This window comes from Dorea sp. AM13-35 (genome assembly GCF_003473885.1).
Taxonomy (GTDB): Bacteria; Bacillota; Clostridia; order Lachnospirales; family Lachnospiraceae; genus Dorea_D; species Dorea_D hominis.
In genome coordinates, this window is record NZ_QUCZ01000008.1 from 109373 (window position 1) to 124736 (window position 15364).

A 15364-nucleotide genomic window follows, 5' to 3' on the forward strand; every position below is an offset into this window, starting at 1 on the left:
CTATATCCTCTCTCTTTTTTCCACATGTTTCCGTTTTTTCTATACTTTTCCATACTTTGTATATATTAGCATAAAATCCGGCACGAAGTAAATACTTTTATGGATCCACCACCGCATCTAAAAGGTCTGCGAGGACTTTCATCGATCTTTGCATTTCTTTTACCGTATTCGTCTGTGCACCTGCCTCGATCAGCAGATATTTGGGCATCAGATGCATATTATAGCGATAACTTTTCAGATAAATCCTTCTTGTGAAACCAGGGTATTTTTTTGCGGCAGCAAGCTGCATTTGCATGGAAAATGCAAGATTATCCTGTATGTATGGATTCTTAAGATAAGCAATATCTCCATTCTTCTTCGTCCGGCTTAGTCCATTAAAGAACATGATCTGTCCGGTTTTCTTTCCATCTATGGATGTCACCAGATGTGTGTTGTTTCCGACACCGTCTCTGTGCAGATCGATCACAACTTCAATCGACGGATATTTTTTCAGGATTTTCCTCACCTTTACTTCTGCAAGCTGGTATGCACGGCTACGATCCATTTTCCCGCCAATCAGATCATACACTCCTTCGTGGTGCATTGTCGGGATCCGGTAAGTATCATTTAACTCTTTCGTCAGAATATCTCCCATACCGACAATCGATGTTTTTTTATCTCCCGCTTTGGAATCTTTAAATGCCTCCTGGGAATGGGTATGATAAATTAGAATCTTCGGTTTGCTTCCGTCTTTTCTGATCTTCATATTCTTTTTCAGAAGTTTTCCGGCATCCAGCTCCTTTGCATCCGTCTTTGTTGTCTGATCTACGGTATAAAAATGGCTGCGCAGATATGCATAATTTTTCAGCTTCTTTTCGGATATCTTTGCAGTCTGTGTTTTTTCTGTTTTCTCTTTGTTGTTTTTTACAGTTCCGTCCTCCAGCACTTCATTTTCATCTTCTGCCTGTTTCTTTAAAATCAGACGGTAAGTATCTTCATCCTCAACCGCCAGCGTCTTTTCTTCTTCCCCATTTGCCATATATCCGATTGGAAATAATAGCTCCATCTGATTGATAAGCCATTTTTCAAAGGATTCTTTTCCTGTTTCTTCTATATACATAAGTTCCGGCATATGCAGCTTCCAGGCACATTTTAAAATTTCCCGGTTCACATATTCTCTTCCTTGATATGGATACTTTGTTTTTCTGGCAAGCATAGTTCCTGCCCATGCAGCGGCAAGCAGGCATACTGCCATCAGAACCATTACTGCCATGCTTTTTCGCTGCCTCTTTCCGGAAGTTCTTCTGCACCAATTTTTCATCTCTTCTCTTTTCTCATATCTTTTCTTAACACTATATGATGTGCAATTTTTAAATATGTGCCTGTCCGGCAGCAAGAGCATTTAACGCTTCCGAGATTGTATAGCTTGTCCGCTCCATTGTTTCATCGATATCTTTCGGTGTGACAAACATTCCATACAGATACGGCGGAATCAGATGTTCTTTATTTTCTCTCATTCCTTCGTCACGGCATTTTGCAACATATTCTTCGATAGAATCACCTACAATCGTCGCGGCATCAACAACAGTCGGGACACCAATGGCGATTACCGGAACCCCCACCGTCTCCTTTGTGATCGCGTTTCTGTGATTTCCAACGCCGGAGCCCGGCGCGATTCCGGTATTTGCAATCTGGATTGTCCGGTTCAGCCTTCTCACACTTCTTGCAGCAAGCGCATCGATTGCAATTACAAAATCCGGTTCTGTCTCTTCCACAATTCCCCGCACGATCTCTACTGTCTCCATCCCGGTCTGTCCCATGACACCCGGTACAACTGCACTTACGAGCCGGTCCGCCTCCCCGCCAAGTGCATATTTTCCATATTCTTTCACCAGATGTCTTGTAATATCCAGATGCTCAACAACAAGCGGTCCCAGTGCGTCTGGCGTGACATTCCGGTTACCCAGTCCAATGATCAGAATACTCTGTCCATCTTCCTTCTCTGGCAGGCACCCCTCAAGTACTTCCATTAATTTCCCTGAAATCTCTCTGTGATAGCTCTCATCTGCTTCTGCCATTTTCGGTGCTTCCAGCGTGATATAATTTCCTACTGGTTTTCCCATCACTGCAGCACCGTTTTCTGTCTCAATCCGTACTGTCGTCACACGCACTTCACACATGTCATCATAGGTTTCTTCCACAGCAACTCCAGGAATCTCAATCTGATCCGAGACAAATCGTTCTCTCTGCTCCAGCGCAAGATCCGTCCGCACATTATATCGATCCATCATTTTTGTTTCCGCCTTTCTTCTACATTTTTTCACCTGTATTTCCTAGTTTTTACAAATAATTGATAAATATGTATTGACAGAAAAGCTTTCGTGACATAAAATAAGTTCGTATGTTTCGTTAGAACGTCCGTGTCCGGATCTAACGAACTGGAAAATCGACAACAGATCGAAATATTTAATCGGAGGTGGACAGATTGGCTAACATCAAATCTGCAAAGAAAAGAATTTTAGTAAACGAAACAAAGGCTGCTAGAAATAAAGCAATCAAATCTAAAGTTAAAACTTATGTAAAGAAAGTTGAGACTGCAGTAGCAAAGAAAGATGCTGAAACAGCTAAAGCTGCTTTAAAAGATGCCATTGTTGAAATCAACAAAGCTGGAAGCAAAGGTGTTTATCACAAAAATACATGCTCCAGAAAGATTTCCCGTTTAACAAAAGCTGTTAACGGAATTGCTTAATTATAGAATGACATATTAAAAAAACAGCCATACCGTCATGTGGCTGTTTTTTTGTTGCTGTTTTCTCCGTCAGGAACTGTCAGCGACAGTTCCGCCGAGGTTGTTTTTAATGAATATAACTTCTATTCTAACTTAGAATATCCAAAGCTGTTCACGAGCGCTTCTACCCTCTCGCCCTTCTGGCACATTGGACAATTCAGCGAATCATAAGCATGATATGCCGGTACGTCTGCACTTGTGAAGATTGTCTTAATCTCCATTCCAGCAACTTTTGTAACAGCACTGAAGATCGAACATACTCCACATACATTTCCACCATAATAAAGAACAGACTCAATGGCACGCATGATTGTCTTTCCGGTTGTAACAGATGCAGCAAGGATCAATACCTGTTGATTCCTAATCATACGTAATTTGTTATCACGGAACATGATCTGTCCCTGCATATTGTACTCCGGTGTGATCACAGAAATATTATTCCCCGCACTCAGAGACATCTGGCTCGAATTCGCAAGATGCTCTGCCATAAATGTTCCGATCACTTCTGTCTCATCCAGACATACAATCGTATCGATCGTTGCATTCGTCATATATGCATTGGCTAATTCCTTCGCTGTCTCTTTTGCATTGTTATGACGAGTCTTGACTGTTGACATATCGATATATGTATTCAGATGCGAGTTACTCGTCGCAAAATGTCCTTTCATAATTTTAATACGTGCTTTTGGATTTCTGGTGGATCTTAAGTCTTCTAATCTGCTATCCATGATGCTCACCACTCCTTTCTAAATCTATATCCAGATTACCACGAAAAAAGGACGGCGTAAAGATGAACTTTACACCGTCCGTTATTTCTTTTACAGTCAGATTTTAAACGCTTCGACTTACTGATTAATTGTTGATCAGTTTGTCTTCTCCGTTCCAGCTGTACAGTTTTCTGATCTCTTCTCCGACTTTCTCTGATGGATGCTCGGAAGCAAGTTTTCTCATTGCTTTGAAGTGTACCTGACGTCCTGCTGGTGACATATCTACTAAGAATTCTTTTGCAAATGTTCCGTCCTGGATGTCTGTCAGGATCTGTTTCATAGCTTTCTTTGTATCTTCTGTGATGATCTTCGGTCCTGTAATGTAATCACCATACTCAGCTGTGTTAGAGATAGAATATCTCATTCCTGCGAAACCGCTCTGGTAGATCAGGTCTACGATCAGTTTCATCTCGTGAATACACTCGAAGTAAGCATTTCTCGGATCATATCCAGCTTCGCAAAGTGTCTCGAAACCAGCCTGCATAAGTGCACAAACACCACCGCAAAGTACTGCCTGCTCACCAAAGAGGTCTGTCTCTGTCTCTGTTCTGTATGTAGTCTCAAGAAGACCAGCTCTTGCCCCACCAATTGCAAGACCATAAGCAAGTGCACGATCCCATGCTTTTCCCGTAGCATCCTGCTCTACAGCGATCAGACAAGGAGTTCCTTTACCAGCCTGATACTCACTTCTTACAGTATGTCCCGGTGCTTTTGGTGCGATCATTGTTACATCGACATTCTTCGGTGGTTTGATACATCCAAAGTGAATGTTGAAACCATGAGCGAACATTAACATGTTACCTTCCTCAAGGTTTGGCTCGATGTCTTTTTTGTACATATCAGCCTGTAACTCATCGTTGATCAGGATCATGATGATATCAGCCTGTTTTGCTGCTTCTGCTGCTGTGTATACTTTGAATCCCTGAGCTTCAGCTTTTGCCCATGATTTACTTCCTTCATAAAGTCCTACGATAACATCACATCCTGACTCTTTTAAGTTCAGTGCATGTGCATGTCCCTGGCTACCATAACCGATGATAGCGATCTTCTGTCCGTCTAATACAGATAAATTACAATCTTCCTGATAAAAAATTCTTGCTGCCATTTTAGCATTCCTCCTAAATAATATAATAAATTTTTATTGTGTTATAAATATATCATTAAACGAAAGTATCTTTCGTTTAATACCATAAAGTATCACTCCTGTGTGAGTGTCTCTACATTGCCGTCCTGATCGATGAGTGTTACATCTTTCATGCCACGGTTCAGACCTGTAATTCCGGTTCTTGCAAGTTCCAGAATATCATACCCTCCCAGAAGATTTAAGAAAGCATCCAGTTTGGACTGTGTACCGGTAAGCTCAACCATCAGGGAATCCTTCTCCACATCAACGATCTTCGCACGGAAAATATCGGCTACTGAGATGATCTCTGAACGCTCCGACTTGTTTGCCTTTACCTTAACCATAATCAGTTCACGGTAAACGGAATCTGACGGCTCCAAAACCTTAATCTCAATAATGTCTTCCAGCTTTCTGACCTGCTTTTCAATCTGGGATAAAATCAGTTCATCACCACTTGATACGATTGTTATCCTTGTAAACCTTGGATCAGCGGTAACGCCTGCTGTAATGCTGTCAATACTGTATCCCCTTCTACTGAACAATCCTGAAATCCGACTTAAAACTCCTGGATTGTTGTCAACTAATAATGAAAAAACTCTCTGCATGACTGCACCTCTCTTTCGTTATATTTAAAAAACAGAGTGCGTTCTGTTTTTATATAATAGCAATACCTGTCACTTTTGTCAAGCGTATACGAATATCTTTTTTGTTTTCTTTTTTATTTATCTGCTCCTACGACCACGATTCCGAAATATAAGCGATTACTTCTTCCTTTTTCTCCTGCCTGATAATCTCATCCGCAATCTTTTTTATCATCTTTTCTTTGTCTTTTTTTAAGTTCCCGCGCACACGGAATTCAATAAAATCATGAAACCCGTCATAAGCAAGATCCATTGGTTCCAACTCTTCCAGCAACAGCTTTTCTTCTTTCAGATTCTCCAATTCTGTTGCCGGTTTGAAATTGCCGTTCCGAATCTCCTGATATAACGGTGCATCTGTATGTAAAAACATAGAGAAATTAATCACTCTTTCCGGCTTTGTCTCATTTAAGAATGCCGCTAATGCCCTGGCATTTTCCATGCCTTTTCCATGTCCTGCAACTCCTGTCATAATATGTGCGTCAAATACAATACCTACGTCCTGTATTCTTGCAATTGCCTTTCCCGCCTGAGAAATCGTATGATCTTTTTTCATAAAAGCAAGCACCTCTTCCAGACCACTCTCAATGCCCAGATACAGATGCTCCACTCCCAAACTATGTAATTGTTCCAACTCTTCCGGTGACTTTGCAAGGATTCCTGTAACGGTTGCATCCATGCGTACAGATGGCCCTTCCGGAAAATATTTTCTGACAAGCTTAAGGATCTCTGCCAGTTCTTCCGTCGGGAGATCAAATGCATTGCCATCGCCTAAAAATACGGCTTTGGGCTTTCCTCCGGCTTCTTTCACACGGATCAGATCATGTTCTACCTGGGCAAGTGGAAGTTTACGGAATTTTAAATGTTTGAACAATGTGCAAAACCTGCACCGGTTATAAGAGCATCCTACCATCACCGGCAGCATATAAGATGAACGCTCCATCGGTGCGCGGCAGATCTGACCTTCGTATTCCATATGCATCCCTCTCTTTCTTTTGCAGATGCCTATTATTATACCATGTTTTCCTATAAATCTGCCATCTTTCCGAGAATCCTGAAATAAAATCTTTCCTGTTCTTTAACTCTTTTCATTTCTTCCAGGATCTTTCCATCTTTCAACAGAAGAATCCTGTCACAGTAGCTTGCCATTTTCGGATCATGTGTCACCATAATAATCGTTTTTTTATACTCCATATGAATCCGGTTTAATGTGTCAATAACAAGTTGTCCGGAATGGGAATCGAGATTCCCTGTCGGTTCATCTGCAAGAATCAGTTCCGGATCATTGATCAGTGCCCTGCAGATTGCCACTCTCTGACGTTCTCCACCGGATAATTCATATGGATTTTTCTGAAGCAGTTTTCCAATTTCAAATTGTTCTGCCAGATTTTTTGCTTTTTTTTGCATCTCTTTCACCGGACTTTTCTTCAAAATCATTGGGAGCATAATATTTTCTTCCACAGACAGGCTGTCCATCAAATAAAAGTCCTGAAATACAAATCCGATCTTCTGATTTCTTATTTCTGCCAGTTTATCACCATATAGAGAATCCGTATCTTCTCCCGCAAACTGTATTTTTCCATTTGTCGGCTTATCAATCATACCCAAATTTTTTAAAAGTGTTGTTTTTCCACAACCGGATTTTCCCATAATTCCGACAAATTCACCCTGCTCTGCCTGAAACGAAATTCCTTTTAACACTTTTACATCTTCTTCACTTTCTTTCCATGTCGATTTTTTATAATTCTTTATAAGATTTTCTACTTTTATAACGCTCATCTTCTATTTCCTTCCTCCACTCTCTTTGCAACCCATTTTTTTAATAGTTCAAGCATGACTTCTGTAAGCAATATATATCCTGCTGACAGACAGCCCCAGTAAATCCATACTTCTTTTCCATGTACAACGCCAAGGTAAGATTCCCGTATTTTTTCCATCTCTACATAACCGGCAGAGAGCAATAACACAGCAACAGCCGTAATTTCCGGCAGCAGTTTTACTTCCCATGCAAGCGTTCTTTTCTTCATTTTCTTTGTAATCCCCATACATGACAGGAACTCATAACGTTTCCTGTAATCCGGCAGTTCAGATGCCGTCTTTACAAATAACGCAAAGTTTCCACTTACAAGCAATGCAAGAAAAAAGAACGCTTTATTTGATAATTGAAAGAGCAGGCTTTTTTCCAGCTCTGTTACAAACGTTGCAGTTACATAAAGTGTTTTCTGTACTTCATCTGTCAGTCCATAGTCCTGATTTCCATATTTATTTACATATTTCTGTAATTCTTTCGTTCCCTGTTTTTCTGTACGATCCGGAAATGAAAATAAATACAACAGATCCGGTTCTTCTTTTTCTTTTTTTAATTTCTCATGCCATTTATTAAAATAATTTTCAGAAAATACTACAACATTCTCTGCCTCTACACCGATCCTGTATTTTCCGAACCAGTTTCCTGCTTCGATTCTTTTCATTCTGTACAGATGATCCCAGTCTTTACTTGCAATCGGATGATTGGACTCCGGACTGACATATTCATCTTTTCCCTTATCAAAGCTCCCAGGCATCAGCCATGTGTATCCTTTGCGTCCATAATCCATCGCTCCCATGGTTACTTTTTTCCCATTGTAGGTTTTGTATTCATTTTGAATATATACAATCTCTTTATTCTTAAGATGAACCTGTTTTCCGGATAACTGCTCATATGTTTTCTCTGAAATTCCAACCAATTCAACACTATAACCACTCACCCGGATCATTGGAAATTTTTTTACACTTCCTTTGTATTCCTTTACACACTGATTTACAAAGTTTTGATTTTCTCCTGTATCTTTTCCCATCCATACTGCATCGTACGGAAAATATTTTTCCTGCCCTGAAATTGGAAGAATCTCTGCAATCTGTACACCGCAATAACCAACCGCTGCAAACTGTACGGTAAATATCATTAAGAAAAACAACATATTACTTTGATATCGGCTGTACAATCCATTTAATCCGAGAAGATGTTTCAGATAAAATTTTCTTCTTTTATGTAGTATCTCTAGCAAGATCCCTCCACCAAATAAAACTACAAAAAATGTTCCAAAATTCAAAAATAAATGAGAATACAGATATCCATAATCCAATGAATATCTGGCATAGATCCAATATCCTGCCGCTATAAGCAAAACTCCTGCTACTGTAAATACCAGCCACTTTCTGCTCTGTGGTTTTTTCTCTTTCTTCTTTCCATCATTCATCAGATCCTGCAGTCCATGATTATCTGCCCACACAAGCAGGGAAAATGCTACCGCAAGGAATACTGCCACGCTTAATTTACATGTATCCATATAGACAGAGACTGTAATCGGAACACGACGTATATATTCCGGAAAAAAATAATGCCATGCTTTCAAAACACCTCCAAGCATAAGCCGTCCTGCAAGCATTCCGGCAAATAAAGTTCCCAGGCAGCCTGAAAAATACTCAAAAAGAATCATTCCATACATTTTACGCCGTTTCATTCCAAGTACATAAAACAACTGATACTCTCTGAGTCTTAACCGCATAAATTTCTGCATAGAATATGTCATAATCGCCACACTGAAAATGCAGACCAGAATACATGCAAACATAACATCCTGTATCGTTCCAAAATCTGCAGATGCATCCTTCATAATTACTTTCGATACAGAATACAAGCCTAAAAACACAAAAAATTCTGCGACTCCTATAATGTTCCCTGTAAAATAGACAAAATAATTTTTCCAACTGCTTTTGAAATTTTTTAAAATAATCTGATATAACAAAAAACCACCTCCATCAGTTACTTATCCTTTTCTAAGAATAAGCACACTGACAGAAGTGGGCAATACCCTCGCCATAAACGGTATTTTTCAGGACATGAAAAAGGAAACCTGTACTTCGAATCTGTCCTTTGTGGCCAGATATCTGATTGTTCCTTCATATTTTTCAACAATGCGTTCTACACTTATAAGACCGTAGCCATGGAATTTTTGATTCTCTTTCTGGGAAATCCATCTTTTTCCTTCCCTCACCGGCTGTTTTTCCATACTGTTAGCAATGTTTATAAAAAGCATATTTCCCGGATTCTGTATTTCTGTTTTTATCCATTTTTCTCCTTTTTCAACTTTTTCACTTGCTTCCAGCGCATTATCCAGCAGATTGCCAAATAAAATACAGATTTCATTTTCTTCCAATACGAATTTTTCAAGTGAACAGGCGGTTATTTTCCATACAATTTTCTTTTTTTCTGCCATATGCATCTTCAGATTCAGCAGAAGATCCAGTGGCTGACAAGTCGTCCATGGATAGAACTTCACAGATTCATACTCCGGTGTAATCTTATCCAGATAACTCCGAAGTTCTTTCCAGTCCTGCCTCTTCTCATATTCTTTTAATAAGAGCAGATGATTTTTCATATCATGATTGATTCTCCGGTTCTCTTCCAGTGCTTCTTTCAGATTTGCATAATTATTTTCCATCATCGTATTTTGAAATTCAATCATCTGATTCTCTCTTTGCAGGCTTTCATAGCGGAAAATAAATTTACTGAACTGCCATAACAGCCAGATCAGCAGGAGCGCTATTACATTTGCAGTCACAATATTCTGAAAATACCATTTGGTTCCTTCACCCATCAACATCAACTGATAGATCAGAATTACAATATGTAAACCTGCTCCAAATGTTACAATCAGTCCTTTATATTCCTCTGCGATTCTCTTTATGGTTTTCTTTTTGCAAATAAAACAGACATAACCAAGAAATATTACACCCGCGATCAGGCAGCTTACTGTTTTTGGCAGCATGTCCAATTTCCACATCTTGGATGGATTCTGGCTTGTTCCCTGCATCAGAACTGCCCATGATGCAATAAATACTTCCAAAAAACTTAAACCACCATAGCAAACAGCAGGTACTCCAAATGCAAATGCGTACGCCTCTGTGCCAAGTGCAACACAGATAAAGCCGCACAGTGTGAGTAAGAACACTGTCAGATACATTCCAATCGGATACTCTTTACCTGCCACAAGTAAAACCACAGTTCCCACACTTCCGGCATATATAAATCTGTCTGCTTTTTTTCCTGCCGTTGCCGGCATTCCCTGTTTCATCAGATATGCAGACATCAGTGCCTCCAGAACCGCAAGTATAATAATAATGCTTCTATATCCCATGATACCTTTTCTTCCTCTCCCAGTACTGTCTGACACATTCTTTTAATTCCATCAGATGCCTTCTTGCAATTCTTATTCTCACACCGCCGGAAAGTTCAAGTTCCATTCCGTGTATCTGTATGACTTTCTCTATATTGACAAGGCAGCTACGGTCTGCATATACAAAATCTCTGTGCTGTAATTCCTCCCACAACGTTTTCATATTGATCTGTTCTCTGTAAACCTTATCCTGTGTGTAATACTCTACATATTTCTTTCCTTTTGCTTTCTGAATATAAAGAATATCTCCATATCGGATTTTCTGCATACCTTCTATCGTTTCAAGCACGCGGTATGAGTCTTCTTCCTCTCTCCGCTGCTGCAGTATATTTCTTAAAACTTCTGGTATCCGAACTTTCATCTCTTCTTTCAGAATATACTGATATGCATCCAGACGGTAACTTTCAATCGCAAACTCTTCATGTGATGTAATAAAAATGAGGGGAATTGCTTCCCCCTTTTCCTGTGCACGTTTCTTGTTCAGCCACTTTCCGAGTTCAATTCCATTCATCGTATCCATCTCGATATCAGAAAATACGGCAAGATATTTTTCATCCTTTTTCACAGATTCCAGAAATTCTTCTGCCATACAAAACAACCGCACATTAATCTTATCTGTCATATTCTTTTGTTTCAGCGTCTCTGTTACATATCTTCCGATAACCTTTAACATCTGCACTTCATCATCTATGACTGCTATACTTTTCTTTTCTGTTTTTCTCATAAATTTATCTGTTGCCTTCTAATTCTGCCAGCTTTCTTCGAAGCAATTCCACCTCATTTCTGGCTTCATCCAGCTGCCCTTTCGTTTCATCCAGCCGTCCTTTCGTTTCATCCAGCTGTCCTTTCGTTTCATCCAGCTGTCCTTGGGCTTCATCCAGTTTTCCTTTCGTTCCAACCAGCTCATCCTTCGTCTCATCTAATTCCTTCTGCATGTCATCAATCATTAACTGCACTGTATTACGATCCATCTCCAGTAATTCCTTTGAAAACATAGCCATCACCTCTTCTATATTCCGGCACATATCATAGATCTGACTGTACAGATCTTTAAAATCCGGATACTTCTCAATGATTGCGATGATCTCTTCCGGTCTGTCCATACATAGGAAAGCAAGCCACGCTTCCAGACGATTCGCAATCTTTATTTCTCCATTTTTATTGTGCTGAATCTTCTGAAAAATGTCAAGCGGAACAAATAAATATTTTTGAAGCAGATTCATTTCCAGACCAGTATCTGACTCCTGCTCAAACCGATGTATATATGTATCTGGAAAGTGTTTAAATTCTTCCAGCTGCACTACCATATCCATGATCAGCAAACTATTTTCATCTGCAAGTCTTCAAGAAATTCCTTCCTTCTTTCTTCTCTCCAGCTATAAAACATATCCTTCAACTGTTTGTCCTTCTCAATATCCTTCATTACTTCTTCCCGTGAACGGATCACCGGAAAATACTGACGTAATTTGTTTGTCATGGCAAACGCTCCTCTTCCTGATGCAGTCATAAAACCTTCCTGCATTTTTCATCGTTACTTTTTACATCTTGTTACGAACTAATTTTTTACTAAAAATCAAATTAAGTATTTAAATAAATATTACATATCAAAGGCAAACTGACGTCGTAACATCTTCACATGACACTCAGCAATCGTTTCCCTCTAAAATTAAAGTTTCTGGATTTTGCTCCAAACCGGAGCATTTGAATATTCGTATTTTCTAATACAAATAGAATCTCTTTAGAACTATAAGATATAACTTGTGTTTACTTTACCAGAAAAGCCCACAAAACACAAGTTGTATTTTGCAGGCTTTCTCTCCTGAAATTATTTTCAATTATTTTTCTTCCGGTGCCGGCATTCCTTTTTCTTCATCTGCCTCGTAAGAGAAAAAATCAAAATCGGCATAATGTTTATGCAATACACGGTCTGCACATGTAAGACCTACAAATGTTCCTGTGAACTCACCATATTTACAATACTCATCAGAGAACTTCGTTGTGTCAAATGTCCTTCCGATTCTTGTATAATTCTCACCGTCATAACTCCACTCGAACCAAAGCTGCCTTCCTTCAATCTGAAGTCGCAGATAAATCGGAACATCCTCCACTGCAATTCTCGTATCCAGATATTCTGTCTTTTCTCCATTTTCAAGCTGGATGATCGACAGTGCACTTCCACCCAGTGTCTGACTGTAATATTTACGCAGATTAATATAATTCATATTATCGTAATAAATGATCAGTCCAGCACTGTGCTGGTATACTTCCGGCTTGTATTCCATCTTTGTTGTAACCGCTGCATAGACACTGGTCAGTTTTCTCGCAAGGATACTGACCTTATTCAGAGATGTTCTGGACTCCTGTCCGCGGATTCTCACATACCACGGACGGGCTTTTACATCAGCAAAACTCTGTGGCATAATATGTGGTACATAATACCAATTTCCAAGTTCCCCACTGTCAAAATCATCAAAATCCGAAATCTGTAGAACCGGATATTCCGGCAGTTTGCTTTCTTCTACATATTCTTTCGCCAGATTATCTCCATCCGCCATGCGAAGCCATCCGTCTTCGGTCCACTCCATTTTCTGTATTGTCGTCTCTCTTCCAAGCGTGCAGCGAAGCTCCGGTGCAAACGGTCTGGAACAGAGATGTACCAGATAAACCTCGCCAAGAGAAGTTTCTACATAACTTCCGTGACCGGATTTCTGCAGAACGCTGTCCGGATTGAAATATTTCGGTTTCAGATGATCCGGATCATGTCTTTCATTCGACTCGCCCGGAACACTTGTTACGATTGGATTCTTCGGGTCCCCTTCATATATAATATAAAAAACCAGGAAAAAATATATGAATATGCTATAAAAGAAATGGTTGGTCATAGCATTGAGGACATCACCGAATCAGTCTACACTGTCCGAGATCTTGAATGGCTAAGAAATGACCTTGAGAAATTAGAATAAAGCGGCTGACTCGAGTGACTAATAGACAGTGTCTAATAAGTGTCTAATAAGTTACTAATCAACCGCTTTTTCTTAGCTTTTATTCAATTCTACTAAGTCTAAAGCCCTTGTAAATTGGGCGTTTCTTAGAATTTACCTGCCTTTGCAGCTTCCTCGATGGAAACAGCTACAGCTACAGTCATACCAACCATCGGGTTGTTACCTGCACCGATCAGTCCCATCATCTCAACGTGAGCCGGTACAGATGAAGATCCAGCGAACTGTGCATCAGAGTGCATACGTCCAAGTGTATCTGTCATACCGTAAGAAGCCGGTCCTGCTGCCATGTTGTCCGGGTGAAGTGTACGTCCTGTACCACCACCGGAAGCAACTGAGAAATATTTCTTACCCTGCTCGATACATTCTTTTTTGTATGTACCTGCAACCGGGTGCTGGAAACGTGTCGGGTTTGTAGAGTTACCTGTGATAGATACATCTACACCTTCTTTGTGCATGATTGCAACACCCTCACGAACATCGTTGGCACCATAGCAGTTAACTTTAGAACGAAGTCCTTCAGAGTAAGCGATTCTCTGTACTTCTTTCAGTTCGCCTGTATAATAATCATACTCTGTCTGTACATATGTGAATCCGTTAATTCTGGAAATGATCTTTGCAGCATCTTTTCCAAGTCCGTTCAAGATAACACGAAGAGGTTTCTTACGAACTTTGTTTGCTTTCTCAGCGATACCGATTGCTCCTTCAGCAGCTGCGAATGATTCGTGACCTGCCAGGAATGCGAAACAATCTGTATCTTCTTCCAGAAGCATCTTTCCTAAGTTACCGTGTCCAAGACCTACTTTACGCTGATCAGCTACAGATCCCGGAATACAAAATGCCTGAAGTCCTTCTCCGATTGCTGCAGCTGCGTCTGCTGCTGTCTTACATCCTTTTTTAATTGCGATTGCTGCACCTACTGTGTATGCCCAGCATGCATTCTCGAAACAGATTGGCTGAATACCTTTTACCTGATTGTATACATCAAGTCCGGCATCCTTTGTGATTTTCTCTGCTTCTTCGATAGAAGCAATGCCATAGCTGTTTAATACTTCATTGATTTTATCAATTCTTCTCTCATATGATTCAAATAAAGCCATTTAATTGTCCTCCTGAAAATTTTACCTGATATGTAATACCTGTACGCTATCGCGATTATTCTTTACGTGGGTCGATGATCTTAACTGCATCTTCAACACGTCCGTACTGTCCTTTTGCTTTCTCCCATGCATCATTCGGTGTGTCACCTGCTTTGATGAAGTCTGTCATTTTACCAAGGTTTACAAACTGATATCCGATGATTTCATCGTGGTCATCTAAAGCGATACCTGTAACATATCCTTCAGCCATCTCAAGATAACGAGGACCTTTTGCTAATGTACCATACATAGTTCCAACCTGAGAACGAAGTCCCTTACCAAGATCTTCCAGTCCTGCACCGATCGGAAGTCCGTCTTCAGAGAATGCACTCTGTGTTCTTCCGTATACGATCTGAAGGAATAACTCTCTCATTGCTGTATTAATCGCATCACAGACAAGGTCTGTATTCAATGCTTCCAAAATAGTCTTTCCCGGAAGGATCTCAGATGCCATAGCAGCAGAATGTGTCATACCTGAACATCCAACTGTCTCAACAAGGGCTTCCTGGATAATTCCTTCTTTAACATTCAGTGTCAGTTTGCAGGTTCCCTGCTGTGGAGCACACCATCCAATACCGTGTGTCAGACCTGAAATATCTTTAACTTCTTTTGCCTTTACCCATTTTGCCTCTTCCGGAATCGGAGCTGGTCCGTGATTTGCACCCTGAGCTACCGGACACATCATCTCTACTTCATGTGAATAAATCATTAT

At 40.1% G+C, this 15364-nt stretch carries 16 protein-coding genes; 1 reads left to right on the forward strand and 15 read right to left on the reverse strand.

Annotated features, from left to right (window positions below):
* Positions 1–97: 97 nt before the first annotated feature.
* Positions 98–1252 (reverse strand): stage II sporulation protein P, encoded by a 1155-nt coding sequence (gene spoIIP, locus DW152_RS10130; RefSeq protein ID WP_021860008.1) that lies wholly within the window; start codon positions 1250–1252, stop codon positions 98–100.
* A gap of 97 nt (positions 1253–1349) precedes the next feature.
* Positions 1350–2270: a GPR endopeptidase gene (gene gpr, locus DW152_RS10135; protein WP_117537414.1), complete on the reverse strand. Its 921-nt coding sequence runs from the start codon at positions 2268–2270 to the stop codon at positions 1350–1352.
* 194 nt (positions 2271–2464) lie between these two features.
* Here gpr and rpsT point away from each other — a divergent pair, with 194 nt between their 5' ends.
* Entirely contained in the window at positions 2465–2728 is a 264-nt protein-coding gene (gene rpsT, locus DW152_RS10140) for a 30S ribosomal protein S20 (protein ID WP_021860010.1), read from the forward strand.
* Between the two features lie 122 nt (positions 2729–2850).
* On the opposite strand, the gene DW152_RS10145 is transcribed toward rpsT, so the two are convergent.
* The 13 genes from DW152_RS10145 to DW152_RS10205 form a co-directional block, all read right to left on the reverse strand.
* Positions 2851–3495, reverse strand: coding sequence for a hypothetical protein (locus DW152_RS10145; RefSeq protein WP_021860011.1), 645 nt, complete (start codon positions 3493–3495; stop codon positions 2851–2853).
* 124 nt (positions 3496–3619) lie between these two features.
* Entirely contained in the window at positions 3620–4639 is a 1020-nt protein-coding gene (ilvC, locus tag DW152_RS10150; protein WP_117537301.1) for a ketol-acid reductoisomerase, read from the reverse strand.
* A gap of 92 nt (positions 4640–4731) precedes the next feature.
* Entirely contained in the window at positions 4732–5262 is a 531-nt protein-coding gene (gene ilvN / locus DW152_RS10155) for an acetolactate synthase small subunit (RefSeq protein WP_021860644.1), read from the reverse strand.
* Positions 5263–5389: 127 nt separating this feature from the next.
* Positions 5390–6271: a radical SAM protein gene (locus DW152_RS10160; protein ID WP_021860645.1), complete on the reverse strand. Its 882-nt coding sequence runs from the start codon at positions 6269–6271 to the stop codon at positions 5390–5392.
* A gap of 50 nt (positions 6272–6321) precedes the next feature.
* Entirely contained in the window at positions 6322–7074 is a 753-nt protein-coding gene (locus tag DW152_RS10165) for an ABC transporter ATP-binding protein (RefSeq protein ID WP_021860646.1), read from the reverse strand.
* Positions 7071–9083 (reverse strand): ABC transporter permease, encoded by a 2013-nt coding sequence (locus tag DW152_RS10170; protein WP_117537302.1) that lies wholly within the window; start codon positions 9081–9083, stop codon positions 7071–7073. The genes DW152_RS10165 and DW152_RS10170 overlap by 4 nt, the downstream gene beginning before the upstream one ends.
* An 87-nt stretch (positions 9084–9170) precedes the next feature.
* Positions 9171–10475 carry a sensor histidine kinase gene (locus DW152_RS10175; RefSeq protein WP_117537303.1) on the reverse strand — a complete coding sequence of 435 codons (1305 nt, stop codon included), beginning with the start codon at positions 10473–10475 and terminating at the stop codon, positions 9171–9173.
* Positions 10465–11238 (reverse strand): LytR/AlgR family response regulator transcription factor, encoded by a 774-nt coding sequence (locus DW152_RS10180; RefSeq protein ID WP_117537304.1) that lies wholly within the window; start codon positions 11236–11238, stop codon positions 10465–10467. The genes DW152_RS10175 and DW152_RS10180 overlap by 11 nt, the downstream gene beginning before the upstream one ends.
* Before the next feature lie 4 nt (positions 11239–11242).
* The gene (locus DW152_RS10185; protein WP_243059910.1) at positions 11243–11836 is read right to left on the reverse strand and encodes a coiled-coil domain-containing protein; all 594 of its coding nucleotides are present in this window, start codon (positions 11834–11836) and stop codon (positions 11243–11245) included.
* The gene (locus DW152_RS13495; RefSeq protein ID WP_021860651.1) at positions 11830–12021 is read right to left on the reverse strand and encodes a hypothetical protein; all 192 of its coding nucleotides are present in this window, start codon (positions 12019–12021) and stop codon (positions 11830–11832) included. The genes DW152_RS10185 and DW152_RS13495 overlap by 7 nt, the downstream gene beginning before the upstream one ends.
* A 328-nt stretch (positions 12022–12349) precedes the next feature.
* Positions 12350–13396, reverse strand: a complete 1047-nt coding sequence (locus tag DW152_RS10190) for a family 43 glycosylhydrolase (RefSeq protein WP_118288547.1) — start codon at positions 13394–13396, stop codon at positions 12350–12352.
* A gap of 206 nt (positions 13397–13602) precedes the next feature.
* A complete protein-coding gene (locus DW152_RS10200) occupies positions 13603–14613 on the reverse strand; it encodes a GGGtGRT protein (protein ID WP_117537308.1) in 1011 nt (336 codons plus the stop codon).
* 55 nt (positions 14614–14668) lie between these two features.
* On the reverse strand, positions 14669–15361 hold the full coding sequence (locus tag DW152_RS10205) for an iron-sulfur cluster assembly scaffold protein (RefSeq protein WP_021860656.1): 693 nt from the start codon (positions 15359–15361) through the stop codon (positions 14669–14671).
* Positions 15362–15364: the final 3 nt, after the last annotated feature.